This is a genomic window from Paraburkholderia sp. BCC1885 (assembly GCF_900996235.1).
Taxonomy (GTDB): domain Bacteria; phylum Pseudomonadota; class Gammaproteobacteria; order Burkholderiales; family Burkholderiaceae; genus Paraburkholderia.
In genome coordinates this window covers 176340-190736 of record NZ_CAAJGM010000044.1, presented here as the reverse complement: position 1 = coordinate 190736, position 14397 = coordinate 176340, and the positions used below count along the sequence as shown (strand labels likewise).

Sequence of the window (14397 nt, the reverse complement as noted above, 5' to 3'; positions counted from 1 at the left end):
AGTCATGCCTGATGACCATAGCGTGTCGGTACCACCCCTTCCCATCCCGAACAGGACCGTGAAACGACTCCACGCCGATGATAGTGCGGATTACCCGTGTGAAAGTAGGTAATCGTCAGGCTCCCCAGCAGCAAACAGAAACCCCACCCCAAAAGGTGGGGTTTCTGCGTTTACGGAAACGGTATAAGTGAGAGCTTTGGGTTTGGGGCAGTCAAGCAGCGCTTGACATTGAAGTGCTCTTCCCCCATAATCATCAGTTCTCTGCGGAGGGGTGCCCGAGTGGCTAAAGGGGGCAGACTGTAAATCTGTTGGCTTACGCCTACGTTGGTTCGAATCCAACCTCCTCCACCAGAATGCATGCTGAAGTAGAAGTTGGGAATCGAAAAGATCCTTGCGGGTGTAGCTCAATGGTAGAGCAGAAGCCTTCCAAGCTTACGACGAGGGTTCGATTCCCTTCACCCGCTCCAGTAACGAAGATGTAGCGCCCATGTGGCTCAGTGGTAGAGCACTCCCTTGGTAAGGGAGAGGTCGGCAGTTCGATCCTGCCCATGGGCACCAGAAGTACTCGGTGATTGTTTGCGCGCGGCGCAACGTACGGATAATCCTCTTAGGAGTCGAAAATGGCCAAGGGTAAGTTTGAGCGGACCAAGCCGCACGTGAACGTCGGCACGATCGGTCACGTTGACCACGGCAAGACCACGCTGACGGCAGCGATCACGACGGTGCTGACCGCGAAGTTCGGCGGCGAAGCAAAGGCGTATGACCAGATCGACGCGGCGCCGGAAGAAAAGGCGCGCGGCATCACGATCAACACGGCACACGTCGAGTACGAAACGGCAAACCGCCACTACGCCCACGTCGACTGCCCGGGCCACGCTGACTATGTGAAGAACATGATCACGGGCGCCGCGCAGATGGACGGCGCAATCCTGGTGTGCTCGGCCGCTGACGGCCCGATGCCGCAAACGCGTGAGCACATCCTGCTGGCGCGTCAGGTTGGCGTTCCGTACATCATCGTGTTCCTGAACAAGTGCGACATGGTGGACGACGCCGAGCTGCTGGAACTCGTCGAGATGGAAGTTCGCGAACTTCTGTCGAAGTACGACTTCCCGGGCGACGACACGCCGATCATCAAGGGTTCGGCCAAGCTGGCGCTGGAAGGCGACAAGGGCGAGCTGGGCGAAGTGGCGATCATGAACCTGGCCGACGCGCTGGACACGTACATCCCGACGCCGGAGCGCGCAGTGGACGGTGCGTTCCTGATGCCGGTGGAAGACGTGTTCTCGATCTCGGGTCGTGGCACGGTGGTGACGGGTCGCGTCGAGCGCGGCGTGGTGAAGGTCGGCGAAGAAATCGAAATCGTGGGTATCAAGCCGACGGTGAAGACGACCTGCACGGGCGTGGAAATGTTCCGCAAGCTGCTGGACCAGGGTCAGGCGGGCGACAACGTGGGTATCCTGCTGCGCGGCACGAAGCGTGAAGACGTGGAGCGTGGCCAGGTGCTGGCGAAGCCGGGTTCGATCAACCCGCACACGCACTTCACGGCCGAAGTGTACGTGCTGAGCAAGGACGAAGGCGGCCGTCACACGCCGTTCTTCAACAACTACCGTCCGCAGTTCTACTTCCGCACGACGGACGTGACGGGCTCGATCGAGCTGCCGAAGGACAAGGAAATGGTCATGCCGGGCGACAACGTGTCGATCACGGTGAAGCTGATCAACCCGATCGCGATGGAAGAAGGTCTGCGCTTCGCCATCCGTGAAGGTGGCCGTACCGTCGGCGCGGGTGTCGTCGCCAAGATCCTCGAGTAAGCCAGCCAGTACTCGTTGATTGAAGTTTCGGGGTTGGCGGTGTCGTCAACCCCAAAATGGTTTAGGGGTATAGCTCAACTGGCAGAGCGTCGGTCTCCAAAACCGAAGGTTGGGGGTTCGATTCCCTCTGCCCCTGCCAATTCTCGCGCCGTATGTGGCGCTCGTTAAGGTGTTATGGCGAATCCTTCCGTCGAAACTGTAAATACTTCCGGCGACAAGCTGATGGTCGCAGCGGGTGTATTGTTGGTCTTGGCCGGGTTCGTGGGGTTCTTCTGGCTCGGTAGCCAGGAATGGTACGTCCGCGGAGCTGCCTTGGCTGTTGGCGTTATCGCGGGTGTTGCAGTCGGACTTCTCTCCGCGCCCGGTAAGGGTTTCATCGCATTCGCCAAGGACTCGTACAAGGAAGTCCGCAAGGTTGTCTGGCCGACTCGTAAAGAGGCGACGCAAACAACTCTGGTGGTGTTCGCTTTCGTGTTCATCATGGCGGTGTTTCTCTGGATTTGCGATAAATCCATTGAATGGGCGATTTTCTCGGCGATTCTGGGTTGGAAATGATATGAGTGATACTCCGGCATCCCCGAGTGGTAAACGTTGGTACGTGGTGCACGCCTACTCCGGCATGGAGAAGAGCGTGCAACGTGCGCTTCAGGAGCGCATCGAGCGCGCCGGCATGCAGGACCAGTTTGGCCAGATCCTGGTGCCGACTGAAGAAGTAGTAGAGGTTAAAGGCGGTCACAAGTCAGTGACCGAACGTCGTTTCTTCCCGGGCTATGTGCTCGTCGAGATGGAAATGACGGACGAAACGTGGCACCTCGTGAAGAACACGGCAAAGGTGACGGGTTTTGTGGGCGGTGCGCGCAATCGTCCTAGCCCGATTTCCCCGCGGGAAGTCGAGAAGATCATGTCGCAGATGCAGGAAGGCGTTGAGAAGCCGCGCCCGAAGACCCTGTTCGAAGTCGGCGAGATGGTTCGCGTGAAGGACGGTCCGTTTACGGACTTCAACGGTAGCGTCGAAGAAGTGAATTACGAAAAGTCGCGCGTCCGTGTATCTGTCACCATCTTCGGCCGCGCAACGCCGGTCGAGCTGGAATTCGGTCAGGTCGAAAAGTTGTAATCAGAATTCTGCGGAGCGCGCCTAACGGCGCGTTCCGTATTTCGCGCTTACGGCCCGCGTAATGGCCGTTGAGGAGCGTCAGTAGCCGGTATTTTCCGGTGAGCACGCGCTACTACTCACTGAACGTCCGCACGCAGCAGTGCAGCGTTCCAACGAGGTTTTCAACATGGCAAAGAAAATCATCGGCTTTATCAAGCTGCAGATTCCTGCAGGTAAAGCCAACCCGTCGCCGCCGGTCGGTCCGGCACTGGGCCAGCGTGGCCTGAACATCATGGAGTTCTGCAAGGCGTTCAACGCGCAGACTCAAGCAATGGAACCGGGTCTGCCGATTCCGGTCGTGATCACCGCGTTCGCCGACAAGAGCTTCACGTTCGTTCTGAAGACGCCGCCGGCTACGGTTCTGATCAAGAAGGCAGCGAAGATCGACAAGGGTTCGGCAAAGCCGCATACCGACAAGGTCGGCAAGATCACTCGCGCTCAAGCTGAAGACATCGCCAAGGCCAAGATGCCCGATCTGACGGCAGCTGACCTGGATGCAGCGGTCCGTACGATCGCTGGTAGCGCCCGCTCGATGGGCATCACCGTGGAGGGCGTGTAAATGGCTAAGCTTTCGAAGCGTCTGCAAGCATTTGCAAACAAGGTTGATCGCCAGAAGCTGTATGCGATCGACGAAGCGCTGTCGCTCGTGAAAGAGTGCGCAAGCGCGAAGTTCGACGAATCGATCGACGTTTCCGTGCAACTCGGCATCGACGCGAAGAAGTCGGATCAAGTGGTTCGTGGCTCGGTCGTGCTGCCGGCAGGTACCGGTAAGTCGGTCCGCGTGGCTGTGTTCGCCCAGGGTGAAAAGGCTGAGCAGGCTCGTGCAGCCGGCGCCGAAGTCGTCGGTATGGAAGACCTGGCTGAACAGGTTAAGGCCGGCAAGCTGGACTTCGACATCGTGATCGCTTCGCCGGACACGATGCGCGTTGTCGGTACGCTCGGTCAGATCCTCGGCCCGCGTGGCCTGATGCCTAACCCGAAGGTCGGCACCGTGACGCCGGACGTCGCCACGGCTGTGAAGAACGCCAAGGCTGGTCAGGTGCAATTCCGTGTCGACAAGGCTGGTATCATCCACGCCACCATCGGCCGCGCTTCGTTCGAGCCGACGGCTCTGCGCAGCAACCTGAACGCTCTCGTCGAAGCGCTGCAAAAGGCGAAGCCGGCAACGAGCAAGGGCGTGTACCTGCGTAAGGTCGCGCTGTCGAGCACGATGGGCGTGGGTGTTCGCGTCGATCAGGCAACGATCGCTGCACAGTAATAGATTTCATCGCCTCGATGTGAGTCGGGGCGGTTTTATGGGCTTTGGGCGGTCGCAAGATGGCAGTGTGCATCGAGCGGCCGGTTGTCAAAGACCGTTGGCGGGGAAGCAGCATGTAGGCCGACCCTTAATGTAAAGCCAACGCAGATGGCGAACCCGGAAAGGTTTTGTAGTGATGAAACCGCTGGTCGTCCGCAGCAATGCGGGCAACGGGCGGTCGAAATACTCCTGACTGGTCGGACGCCGTTATTGAACGCGGTACACAAGGCGCACGCTGCGTGTATCGAATCTGGAGGTTAACCGTGCCACTTAACAAAGAAAGCAAGCAGGCCGTCGTCGCTGAGGTTGCCGCGCAAGTCGCGAAAGCCCAGACCGTGGTTCTGGCTGAGTATCGTGGAATCGCGGTTGGCGATCTGACCAAGCTGCGCGCGAAAGCGCGTGAGCAACAGGTTTACCTTCGTGTGTTGAAAAACACGCTGGCGCGTCGCGCTGTCGAAGGTACCCCGTTTGCTCCGCTGGCAGAGCAGATGACTGGTCCGCTGATCTACGGCATCTCGGAAGATGCAATTGCTGCTGCCAAGGTCGTCAACGACTTCGGCAAAACCAATGACAAGTTGATCATCAAGGCTGGTTCCTACGAAGGCAAGGTGATGGACAAGGCTGGCGTGCAAGCGCTGGCAAACATCCCGAGCCGCGAAGAACTGCTCTCCAAGCTGTTGTACGTTATGCAAGCACCTGTTTCCGGCTTCGCGCGCGCTCTGGCCGCGCTGGCAGAAAAGAAACAAGGCGAAGAAACCGCTGCGTAACGCACATCAGCCGAGCGTGATTGATCGCTGGCTGTATCCGAATTCAATTTAGGAGTATTTCAAATGGCAATCGCAAAAGAAGACATCCTCGAAGCGGTAAGCTCGATGTCGGTTCTGGAACTGAACGAGCTCGTCAAGGCGTTCGAAGAAAAGTTTGGCGTGTCGGCAGCTGCTGTTGCAGTGGCAGGCCCGGCAGGCGGCGGCGCTGCAGCTGCTGCTGAAGAACAAACCGAATTCACGGTCAACCTGACGGAAGTCGGCGCGAACAAGGTTTCGGTCATTAAGGCTGTTCGCGAACTGACGGGTCTCGGCCTGAAGGAAGCGAAGGATCTGGTTGACGGTGCACCGAAGCCTGTTAAGGAAGCGGTACCGAAGGCTGCAGCTGAAGAAGCCAAGAAGAAGCTGGAAGAAGCCGGCGCGAAAGCTGAAATCAAGTAAATTTCGGCGCGCTGTGCGAAGGCTGGCGGTTTTCCACCGCCGGCCTTTTTGTGCTTTGTGGGAACCACGTTTTTGCACGGTCATTTCGGCAAAAGCGTGACCCCAGAGGCCAAAGAAAACCGCCTTTCAGCAATATTGACCGGCGATTCTCTTTGTCTTCTGAAGCGACTGCAGAAGGCAAGTTTGGTCGGGTAGCGGGCAACATAGGCATCCGCTGCCGTCAGCCAGCGGTTGGTAGCGGCCAACCACCAAGCTTCTAGGCTCGTTCAAGCCATCGGACGGCCATCGGGTCTCAGTCGGTGAACACTCGGGTTGTCTCATCAAGGTATCCTGCCTCGACAACAATGCCCGCCGTGATTCGGAGATCGTATGCAATATTCCTTCACCGAGAAGAAGCGCATTCGTAAGAGTTTTGCGAAGCGCCCCATCGTTCACCAAGTACCTTTCCTGCTGGCTACCCAGCTTGAATCATTCAGCACGTTTCTGCAAGCCGACACGTCTTCGACGCAACGCAAGCCGGAAGGCCTGCAAGCGGCGTTTACGTCCGTTTTCCCCATCGTTTCTCATAACGGCTTCGCCCGTCTCGAGTTCGTCAGCTACATGCTGTCGCCGCCGGCATTCAACATCAAGGAATGTCAGCAGCGCGGTTTGACGTACTGCTCGGCACTGCGCGCGAAGGTGCGCCTGGTGCTGCTCGACAAGGAATCGCCGAGCAAGCCGGTCGTCAAGGAAGTGAAGGAACAGGAAGTGTACATGGGCGAAATTCCGCTCATGACGCCGACGGGTTCGTTCGTCATCAACGGCACGGAACGCGTGATCGTTTCGCAACTGCACCGCTCGCCTGGCGTGTTCTTCGAACACGACAAGGGCAAGACGCATAGCTCGGGCAAGCTGCTGTTTTCGGCACGTATCATCCCTTACCGTGGTTCGTGGCTCGACTTCGAATTCGATCCGAAGGACGTGCTGTATTTCCGCGTCGACCGCCGCCGCAAGATGCCGGTCACGATCCTGCTGAAAGCCATTGGCCTCACGCCGGAACAGATCCTCGCCAACTTCTTCGTGTTCGACAATTTCACGCTGATGCCGGAAGGCGCGCAGATGGAATTCGTGCCGGAGCGTCTGCGTGGTGAAGTCGCGCGTTTCGACATCACGGACCGTGACGGTAACGTGATCGTGCAGAAGGACAAGCGGATCAACGCCAAGCACATTCGCGACCTCGAAAACGCGAAGACGAAGTTCATCTCGGTGCCGGAAGACTATCTGCTCGGCCGCACGTTGGCGAAGAACGTCGTTGACGGCGATACGGGTGAAGTCATCGCCAACGCGAACGACGAAATCACCGAAACGGTTCTCGAAAAGCTGCGTGAAGCGAAGATCAAGGACATCCAGACGCTCTACACGAACGATCTGGATCAAGGTCCGTACATCTCCTCGACGCTGCGTATCGACGAAACTGCCGACAAGATGGCCGCTCGCATCGCGATCTACCGCATGATGCGTCCGGGCGAACCGCCGACCGAAGAAGCGGTCGAGGCGCTGTTCAACCGTCTGTTCTACAGCGAAGACGCCTACGACCTGTCCAAGGTGGGTCGTATGAAGTTCAACCGCCGTGTCGGCCGCGACGAAATCGTCGGTCCGATGACGCTGCAGGACGACGACATCCTCGCCACGATCAAGATCCTGGTCGAGCTGCGTAACGGCAAGGGCGAAGTGGACGACATCGACCACTTGGGCAACCGTCGTGTGCGTTGTGTCGGCGAACTGGCGGAAAACCAGTTCCGCGCCGGTCTCGTGCGTGTCGAACGCGCCGTGAAGGAACGTCTGGGTCAGGCTGAAAGCGAAAACCTGATGCCGCACGACCTGATCAACTCGAAGCCGATTTCGTCGGCGATCCGCGAGTTCTTCGGTTCGTCGCAGCTGTCGCAGTTTATGGACCAGACCAACCCGCTCTCGGAAATCACCCACAAGCGCCGTGTTTCGGCTCTTGGCCCGGGCGGTTTGACCCGTGAGCGCGCTGGCTTTGAAGTCCGCGACGTGCACCCGACCCACTATGGCCGTGTGTGCCCGATTGAAACGCCGGAAGGTCCGAACATCGGCCTGATCAACTCGCTCGCTCTGTACGCGCACCTGAACGAATACGGCTTCCTCGAAACGCCGTATCGCAAGGTGGTGGACAGCAAGGTGACGGATCAGATCGACTATCTGTCGGCGATCGAAGAAGGCCGTTACGTGATCGCTCAGGCGAACGCGGCGGTGGCTGCTGACGGCTCGCTGACCGACGAACTGGTGTCGTCGCGTGAAGCAGGCGAAACGCTGATGGTTACGCCGGACCGCATTCAGTACATGGACGTGGCGCCGTCGCAGATCGTTTCGGTCGCTGCTTCGCTGATTCCGTTCCTCGAGCACGATGACGCGAACCGCGCGTTGATGGGCTCGAACATGCAGCGTCAGGCTGTGCCGTGTCTGCGTCCTGAGAAGGCCGTGGTCGGTACCGGTATCGAACGTACGGTGGCAGTCGACTCGGGTACGACGGTTCAGGCATTCCGCGGTGGCGTGGTGGATTACGTCGACGCAGGCCGTATGGTGATCCGCGTGAACGACGATGAAGCCGCTGCCGGCGACGTCGGCGTGGACATCTACAACCTGATCAAGTACACGCGTTCGAACCAGAACACGAACATCAACCAGCGCCCGATCGTGAAGGTCGGCGACATCGTGTCGCGCGGCGACGTGCTGGCTGACGGTGCATCGACCGATCTCGGCGAACTGGCTCTCGGCCAGAACATGCTGGTCGCGTTCATGCCGTGGAACGGCTACAACTTCGAAGACTCGATCTTGATCTCGGAGAAGGTGGTTGCTGACGACCGCTACACCTCGATCCACATCGAAGAACTGAACGTCGTTGCTCGCGATACGAAGCTTGGACCGGAAGAAATCACGCGCGACATCTCGAACCTGGCTGAAGTGCAACTCGGCCGTCTCGACGAGTCGGGCATCGTCTACATCGGCGCTGAAGTCGAAGCAGGCGACGTGCTGGTCGGTAAGGTGACGCCGAAGGGTGAAACCCAACTGACGCCGGAAGAAAAGCTGCTGCGCGCGATCTTCGGTGAAAAGGCTTCGGACGTGAAGGACACGTCGCTGCGCGTGCCGTCGGGCATGAGCGGCACGGTCATCGACGTTCAAGTGTTTACGCGTGAAGGCATCCAGCGCGACAAGCGTGCCCAGCAGATCATCGACGATGAACTGAAGCGCTATCGCCTCGACCTGAACGACCAGCTGCGTATCGTGGAAGGCGACGCGTTCCAGCGTCTCGCACGTATGCTGGACGGCAAGGTTGCCAACGGTGGCCCGAAGAAGCTCGCGAAGGGTACCAAGATCGACCAGGCTTACCTGCAAGATCTGGATCACTACCACTGGTTCGACATCCGCCTCGCGGACGAAGAAGCAGCAGCGCAGCTCGAAGCCATCAAGGACTCGATCGAACAGAAGCGTCACCAGTTCGACCTGGCGTTCGAAGAAAAGCGCAAGAAGCTCACCCAGGGCGACGAACTGCCGCCGGGCGTGCTGAAGATGGTCAAGGTGTATCTGGCAGTCAAGCGTCGCCTGCAGCCTGGCGACAAGATGGCCGGCCGTCACGGTAACAAGGGTGTGGTGTCGAAGATCGTTCCGATCGAAGACATGCCGTACATGGCCGATGGCCGTCCGGCTGACGTCGTGCTGAATCCGCTCGGCGTGCCGTCGCGGATGAACGTGGGTCAGGTTCTCGAAGTGCATCTGGGTTGGGCCGCGAAGGGTCTCGGCTGGCGTATCGGCGAAATGCTGCAACGTCAGGCGAAGATCGAAGAACTGCGCGCCTTCCTGACCAAGATCTACAACGAGTCGGGCCGCGCTGAAGAGCTGGACAGCTTCACGGACGACGAAATCGTCGAACTGGCGAAGAACCTGCGCGAAGGCGTTCCGTTTGCCACGCCGGTGTTCGACGGTGCGACGGAAGAAGAAATGTCGCGCGCGCTGGATCTGGCCTTCCCGGACGACATCGCGAAGCAGCTCGGCATGACGCCGTCGAAGAACCAGGTTCGCCTGTACGACGGCCGCACCGGCGAGATGTTCGAACGCACGGTCACGGTCGGCTACATGCACTACCTGAAACTGCACCACCTGGTCGACGACAAGATGCACGCGCGTTCCACGGGCCCGTACTCGCTCGTGACGCAGCAGCCGTTGGGCGGTAAGGCGCAGTTCGGTGGCCAGCGTTTCGGTGAAATGGAAGTGTGGGCGCTCGAAGCGTACGGCGCATCGTACGTGCTGCAGGAAATGCTGACGGTGAAGTCGGACGACGTGACTGGCCGGACCAAGGTCTATGAGAACCTGGTCAAGGGCGATCACGTGATCGATGCAGGCATGCCGGAATCCTTCAACGTGTTGGTGAAGGAAATCCGCTCGCTCGGTATCGATATCGACCTCGACCGCAACTAATCGGACTACGGAGAGAAGGCAATGAAAGCTCTGCTCGATCTATTCAAGCAAGTCCAACAAGAAGAAGTTTTTGACGCAATCAAGATCGGTCTGGCATCGCCGGACAAGATCCGTTCGTGGTCGTTCGGCGAAGTGAAGAAGCCGGAAACCATCAACTACCGGACGTTCAAGCCGGAACGTGATGGTCTGTTCTGCGCGAAGATTTTCGGGCCGATCAAGGACTACGAATGCCTGTGCGGCAAGTACAAGCGCCTGAAGCACCGTGGCGTGATCTGCGAGAAGTGCGGCGTTGAAGTCACGCTGGCGAAGGTGCGTCGCGAACGGATGGGCCACATCGAACTGGCCTCGCCGGTTGCGCACATCTGGTTCCTGAAGTCGCTGCCGTCGCGTCTGGGCATGGTGCTCGACATGACGCTGCGCGACATCGAACGCGTGCTGTACTTCGAAGCCTACGTGGTGATCGATCCGGGCATGACGCCGCTGAAAGCGCGGCAGATCATGACGGAAGAGGATTACTACAACAAGGTCGAAGAGTACGGTGACGAATTCCGTGCCGAGATGGGCGCGGAAGGCGTGCGCGAACTGCTGCGCGCGATCAACATCGACGAGCAGGTCGAGATGCTGCGCACCGAACTCAAGAACACGGGTTCGGAAGCGAAGATCAAGAAGTACGCGAAGCGCCTGAAGGTGCTCGAGGCTTTCCAGCGTTCGGGCATCAAGCCTGACTGGATGGTGCTCGAAGTGCTGCCGGTGCTGCCGCCGGAACTGCGTCCGCTGGTGCCGCTGGACGGCGGCCGTTTCGCGACGTCGGACCTGAACGACCTGTATCGCCGCGTGATCAACCGTAACAACCGGTTGAAGCGTCTGCTCGAACTGAAGGCGCCTGAAATCATCGTTCGCAACGAAAAGCGGATGCTGCAGGAAGCCGTCGATTCGCTGCTCGATAACGGCCGTCGTGGTAAGGCCATGACCGGCGCGAACAAGCGTCCGCTGAAGTCGCTCGCTGACATGATCAAGGGTAAGGGCGGTCGTTTCCGTCAAAACCTGCTCGGTAAGCGCGTGGACTACTCGGGCCGTTCGGTGATCGTGGTCGGCCCGACGCTCAAGCTGCATCAGTGCGGTCTGCCGAAGCTGATGGCGCTCGAACTGTTCAAGCCGTTCATCTTCAACAAGCTCGAAGTGATGGGTGTCGCTACCACCATCAAGGCTGCGAAGAAGGAAGTCGAGAACCAGACGCCGGTGGTGTGGGACATCCTCGAAGAGGTGATCCGCGAACATCCGGTCATGCTGAACCGTGCGCCGACGCTGCACCGTCTTGGCATTCAGGCTTTCGAGCCGGTGCTGATCGAAGGTAAGGCAATCCAGCTGCACCCGCTCGTTTGCGCGGCGTTCAACGCCGACTTCGACGGTGACCAGATGGCTGTCCACGTGCCGCTGTCGCTCGAAGCGCAGATGGAAGCGCGCACGCTGATGCTGGCGTCGAACAACATCCTGTTCCCGGCCAACGGCGATCCGTCGATCGTGCCGTCGCAGGATATCGTGCTCGGTCTGTACTACGCGACCCGCGAAGCAGTGAACGCCAAGGGCGAAGGCCTGACGTTCACGGGCGTCTCGGAAGCGCTGCGTGCTTACGAGAACAAGGAAGTCGAGCTGGCCTCGCGCGTCAACGTGCGGATCACGGAAATGGTCCACAACGAAGACACGTCGGAAGGCGCGCCGAAGTTCGTGCCGAAGATCACGCTGTATGCGACGACCGTCGGCCGTTCGATCCTCTCGGAAATTCTGCCGCCGGGCTTGCCGTTCTCGGTGCTGAACAAGCCGCTGAAGAAGAAGGAAATCTCGCGCCTCATCAACACCGCATTCCGCAAGTGCGGTCTGCGCGAAACGGTGATTTTCGCCGACCAGTTGATGCAGTCGGGTTTTCGTCTGGCCACGCGCGCCGGTATTTCGATCTGCGTGGACGACATGCTCGTGCCGCCGCAGAAAGAACAGATCGTCGGCGACGCCGCGAAGAAGGTGAAGGAATACGACCGTCAGTACATGTCGGGTCTCGTCACCTCGCAAGAGCGCTACAACAACGTGGTCGACATCTGGTCGGCAACGTCGGAAGCGGTCGGCAAGGCGATGATGGAACAGCTCTCGACGGAGCCGGTGGTCGATCGCGACGGCAACCAGACGCGTCAGGAGTCGTTCAACTCCATCTACATGATGGCCGACTCGGGCGCGCGGGGTTCCGCGGTTCAGATTCGTCAGCTGGCCGGTATGCGGGGCCTGATGGCGAAGCCGGACGGCTCGATCATCGAGACGCCGATTACGGCGAACTTCCGCGAAGGCCTGAACGTGTTGCAGTACTTCATCTCGACCCACGGCGCACGTAAGGGTCTGGCTGATACGGCACTGAAGACGGCAAACTCGGGTTACCTGACGCGTCGTCTCGTGGACGTGACGCAGGATCTGGTGGTGGTCGAAGACGATTGCGGTACGTCGAACGGCGTCGCCATGAAGGCGTTGGTCGAAGGCGGTGAAGTCGTCGAAGCGCTGCGTGACCGTATCTTGGGTCGAGTGGCTGTGGCTGACGTCGTTAATCCGGAATCGCAGGAAACGCTGTACGAAGCGGGCACCTTGCTCGACGAAGACGCGGTCGAAGAAATCGAACGCCTCGGCATCGACGAAGTGCGCGTGCGCACGCCGCTCACCTGCGAAACGCGTTACGGTCTGTGCGCAGCCTGCTACGGCCGCGACCTGGGCCGCGGCTCGTCGGTCAACGTCGGCGAGGCAGTGGGCGTGATTGCTGCCCAGTCGATCGGTGAACCGGGCACGCAGCTGACGATGCGTACGTTCCACATCGGTGGTGCGGCATCGCGTGCGGCAGTGGCCTCGTCGATCGAAGCCAAGTCGAACGGTACGGTTCGTTTCACGGCGACGATGCGTTACGTCACGAACGCGAAGGGCGAGCAGATCGTCATCTCGCGTTCGGGCGAAGCGATGATCACCGACGACCACGGCCGTGAGCGTGAACGTCACAAGGTGCCGTATGGCGCGACGCTGTTGCAACTGGACGGCGCGCAGATCAAGGCCGGCACGCAACTGGCGACGTGGGATCCGATGACGCGTCCGATCATCACCGAGTACGGTGGTACGGTGAAGTTCGAAAACGTCGAAGAAGGCGTGACGGTTGCCAAGCAGATCGACGATGTGACGGGTCTCTCGACGCTGGTCGTGATCGACGTGAAGCGCCGCGGTTCGCAGGCTTCGAAGACGGTGCGTCCGCAGGTCAAGCTGCTCGATGCGAGCGGTGAAGAAGTCAAGATCCCGAACACCGAGCACTCGGTGCAGATCGGCTTCCAGGTCGGCGCTCTGATCACCGTGAAGGATGGTCAGCAGGTGCAGGTGGGTGAAGTGCTCGCACGTATCCCGACCGAATCGCAGAAGACGCGTGACATTACCGGCGGTCTGCCGCGTGTGGCGGAACTGTTCGAAGCACGTTCGCCGAAGGACGCAGGTATCCTGGCGGAAGTCACGGGTACGACGTCGTTCGGTAAGGACACGAAGGGCAAGCAGCGTCTCGTTATCACGGACCTCGAGGGCAACCAGCACGAGTTCCTGATTGCGAAGGAAAAGCAGGTTCTGGTGCACGATGGTCAGGTCGTCAACAAGGGCGAAATGATTGTCGACGGGCCGGCGGATCCGCACGACATCCTGCGTTTGCAGGGCGTCGAAGCGCTGTCGCGTTACATCGTGGACGAAGTGCAGGACGTGTACCGTCTGCAAGGCGTGAAGATCAACGACAAGCACATTGAAGTGATTGTTCGTCAGATGCTGCGCCGCGTGCAGATTACGGACAACGGCGATACGCGTTTCATCCCGGGCGAACAGGTCGAGCGGTCGGATATGCTCGACGAGAACGACCGTATGATCGCGGAAGACAAGCGTCCGGCAACGTACGAAAACGTCTTGCTCGGTATCACGAAGGCGTCGCTGTCGACCGACTCGTTCATCTCTGCGGCATCGTTCCAGGAAACGACCCGCGTGCTGACCGAAGCGGCGATCATGGGCAAGCGCGACGATCTGCGCGGTCTGAAGGAAAACGTGATCGTCGGCCGTCTGATTCCGGCCGGTACGGGTCTCGCGTTCCACAAGGCACGCAAGAGCAAGGAACTGTCCGACCGCGAGCGTTTCGATCAGATCGCAGCGGAAGAGTCGTTCGAATTCGGTACGCCGGAAACGCCGGCCGCCGAACAGCAACACTCAGGCGAATAAGTTCTGGCGGCGCAAGCCGCTTGAACTCAACCGCTACCGAAGCCGCTCAGTTTCGACTGAGCGGCTTTTTTTTCGACAGGCGTTTGTGCTTTGCCGCTTGCTTCTGTCCGCCGCGCCGCGATCGTTCTTATCGCGCTTTTTTGCACCGGTTTGTGAGCCGATTTATAGGCCGATTGACTAACATTGCGGGAAAGC

10 protein-coding genes, 4 tRNA genes and 1 rRNA gene are annotated in these 14397 nt (G+C 59.3%); 14 read left to right on the top strand and 1 reads right to left on the bottom strand.

From position 1 onward, the window contains the following. Positions 1-7: 7 nt before the first annotated feature. The 12 genes from rrf (at position 8) to rplL (ending at position 5466) form a co-directional block, all read left to right on the top strand. A 5S ribosomal RNA gene (gene rrf / locus FQ755_RS04215) occupies positions 8-121 on the top strand. Between the two features lie 144 nt (positions 122-265). Then, a tRNA-Tyr gene (locus tag FQ755_RS04210) sits at positions 266-351 on the top strand. A 42-nt stretch (positions 352-393) separates the two neighbouring features. Further along, positions 394-467 (top strand) — tRNA-Gly (locus FQ755_RS04205). 16 nt (positions 468-483) lie between these two features. Continuing rightward, positions 484-558, top strand: a tRNA-Thr gene (locus FQ755_RS04200). A gap of 62 nt (positions 559-620) precedes the next feature. Further along, on the top strand, positions 621-1811 hold the full coding sequence (gene tuf / locus FQ755_RS04195) for an elongation factor Tu (protein WP_074262708.1): 1191 nt from the start codon (positions 621-623) through the stop codon (positions 1809-1811). 63 nt (positions 1812-1874) lie between these two features. Continuing rightward, positions 1875-1950 (top strand) — tRNA-Trp (locus FQ755_RS04190). A 35-nt stretch (positions 1951-1985) separates the two neighbouring features. Next, positions 1986-2366 carry a preprotein translocase subunit SecE gene (gene secE / locus FQ755_RS04185; protein WP_074262716.1) on the top strand — a complete coding sequence of 127 codons (381 nt, stop codon included), beginning with the start codon at positions 1986-1988 and terminating at the stop codon, positions 2364-2366. A 1-nt stretch (position 2367) separates the two neighbouring features. Continuing rightward, positions 2368-2925, top strand: a complete 558-nt coding sequence (nusG, locus tag FQ755_RS04180; RefSeq protein WP_007180147.1) for a transcription termination/antitermination protein NusG — start codon at positions 2368-2370, stop codon at positions 2923-2925. A gap of 166 nt (positions 2926-3091) precedes the next feature. Continuing rightward, positions 3092-3523 (top strand): 50S ribosomal protein L11, encoded by a 432-nt coding sequence (gene rplK, locus FQ755_RS04175; protein ID WP_074262715.1) that lies wholly within the window; start codon positions 3092-3094, stop codon positions 3521-3523. Continuing rightward, positions 3524-4222 carry a 50S ribosomal protein L1 gene (gene rplA / locus FQ755_RS04170; RefSeq protein ID WP_144151221.1) on the top strand — a complete coding sequence of 233 codons (699 nt, stop codon included), beginning with the start codon at positions 3524-3526 and terminating at the stop codon, positions 4220-4222. A 302-nt stretch (positions 4223-4524) separates the two neighbouring features. Next, entirely contained in the window at positions 4525-5028 is a 504-nt protein-coding gene (gene rplJ, locus FQ755_RS04165) for a 50S ribosomal protein L10 (protein WP_007180144.1), read from the top strand. Between the two features lie 63 nt (positions 5029-5091). Beyond that, the gene (gene rplL / locus FQ755_RS04160) at positions 5092-5466 is read left to right on the top strand and encodes a 50S ribosomal protein L7/L12 (protein ID WP_062129471.1); all 375 of its coding nucleotides are present in this window, start codon (positions 5092-5094) and stop codon (positions 5464-5466) included. A gap of 80 nt (positions 5467-5546) precedes the next feature. On the opposite strand, the gene FQ755_RS37145 is transcribed toward rplL, so the two are convergent. Next, positions 5547-5711: a hypothetical protein gene (locus tag FQ755_RS37145; protein ID WP_186308413.1), complete on the bottom strand. Its 165-nt coding sequence runs from the start codon at positions 5709-5711 to the stop codon at positions 5547-5549. Between the two features lie 124 nt (positions 5712-5835). On the opposite strand from FQ755_RS37145, the gene rpoB reads away from it, so the two are divergent. Further along, on the top strand, positions 5836-9942 hold the full coding sequence (gene rpoB, locus FQ755_RS04155; protein WP_144151220.1) for a DNA-directed RNA polymerase subunit beta: 4107 nt from the start codon (positions 5836-5838) through the stop codon (positions 9940-9942). A gap of 21 nt (positions 9943-9963) precedes the next feature. Further along, a complete protein-coding gene (gene rpoC, locus FQ755_RS04150) occupies positions 9964-14202 on the top strand; it encodes a DNA-directed RNA polymerase subunit beta' (protein WP_144151218.1) in 4239 nt (1412 codons plus the stop codon). Positions 14203-14397 lie beyond the last annotated feature (195 nt).

Bases quoted from the DNA above. Each gene is read 5' to 3' on its own strand.
- tuf (WP_074262708.1), top strand. From the start codon at position 621: ATGGCCAAGGGTAAGTTTGAGCGGACCAAGCCGCACGTGAACGTCGGC.
- secE (WP_074262716.1), top strand. From the start codon at position 1,986: ATGGCGAATCCTTCCGTCGAAACTGTAAATACTTCCGGCGACAAGCTG.
- nusG (WP_007180147.1), top strand. From the start codon at position 2,368: ATGAGTGATACTCCGGCATCCCCGAGTGGTAAACGTTGGTACGTGGTG.
- rplK (WP_074262715.1), top strand. From the start codon at position 3,092: ATGGCAAAGAAAATCATCGGCTTTATCAAGCTGCAGATTCCTGCAGGT.
- rplA (WP_144151221.1), top strand. From the start codon at position 3,524: ATGGCTAAGCTTTCGAAGCGTCTGCAAGCATTTGCAAACAAGGTTGAT.
- rplL (WP_062129471.1), top strand. From the start codon at position 5,092: ATGGCAATCGCAAAAGAAGACATCCTCGAAGCGGTAAGCTCGATGTCG.
- rpoB (WP_144151220.1), top strand. From the start codon at position 5,836: ATGCAATATTCCTTCACCGAGAAGAAGCGCATTCGTAAGAGTTTTGCG.
- rpoC (WP_144151218.1), top strand. From the start codon at position 9,964: ATGAAAGCTCTGCTCGATCTATTCAAGCAAGTCCAACAAGAAGAAGTT.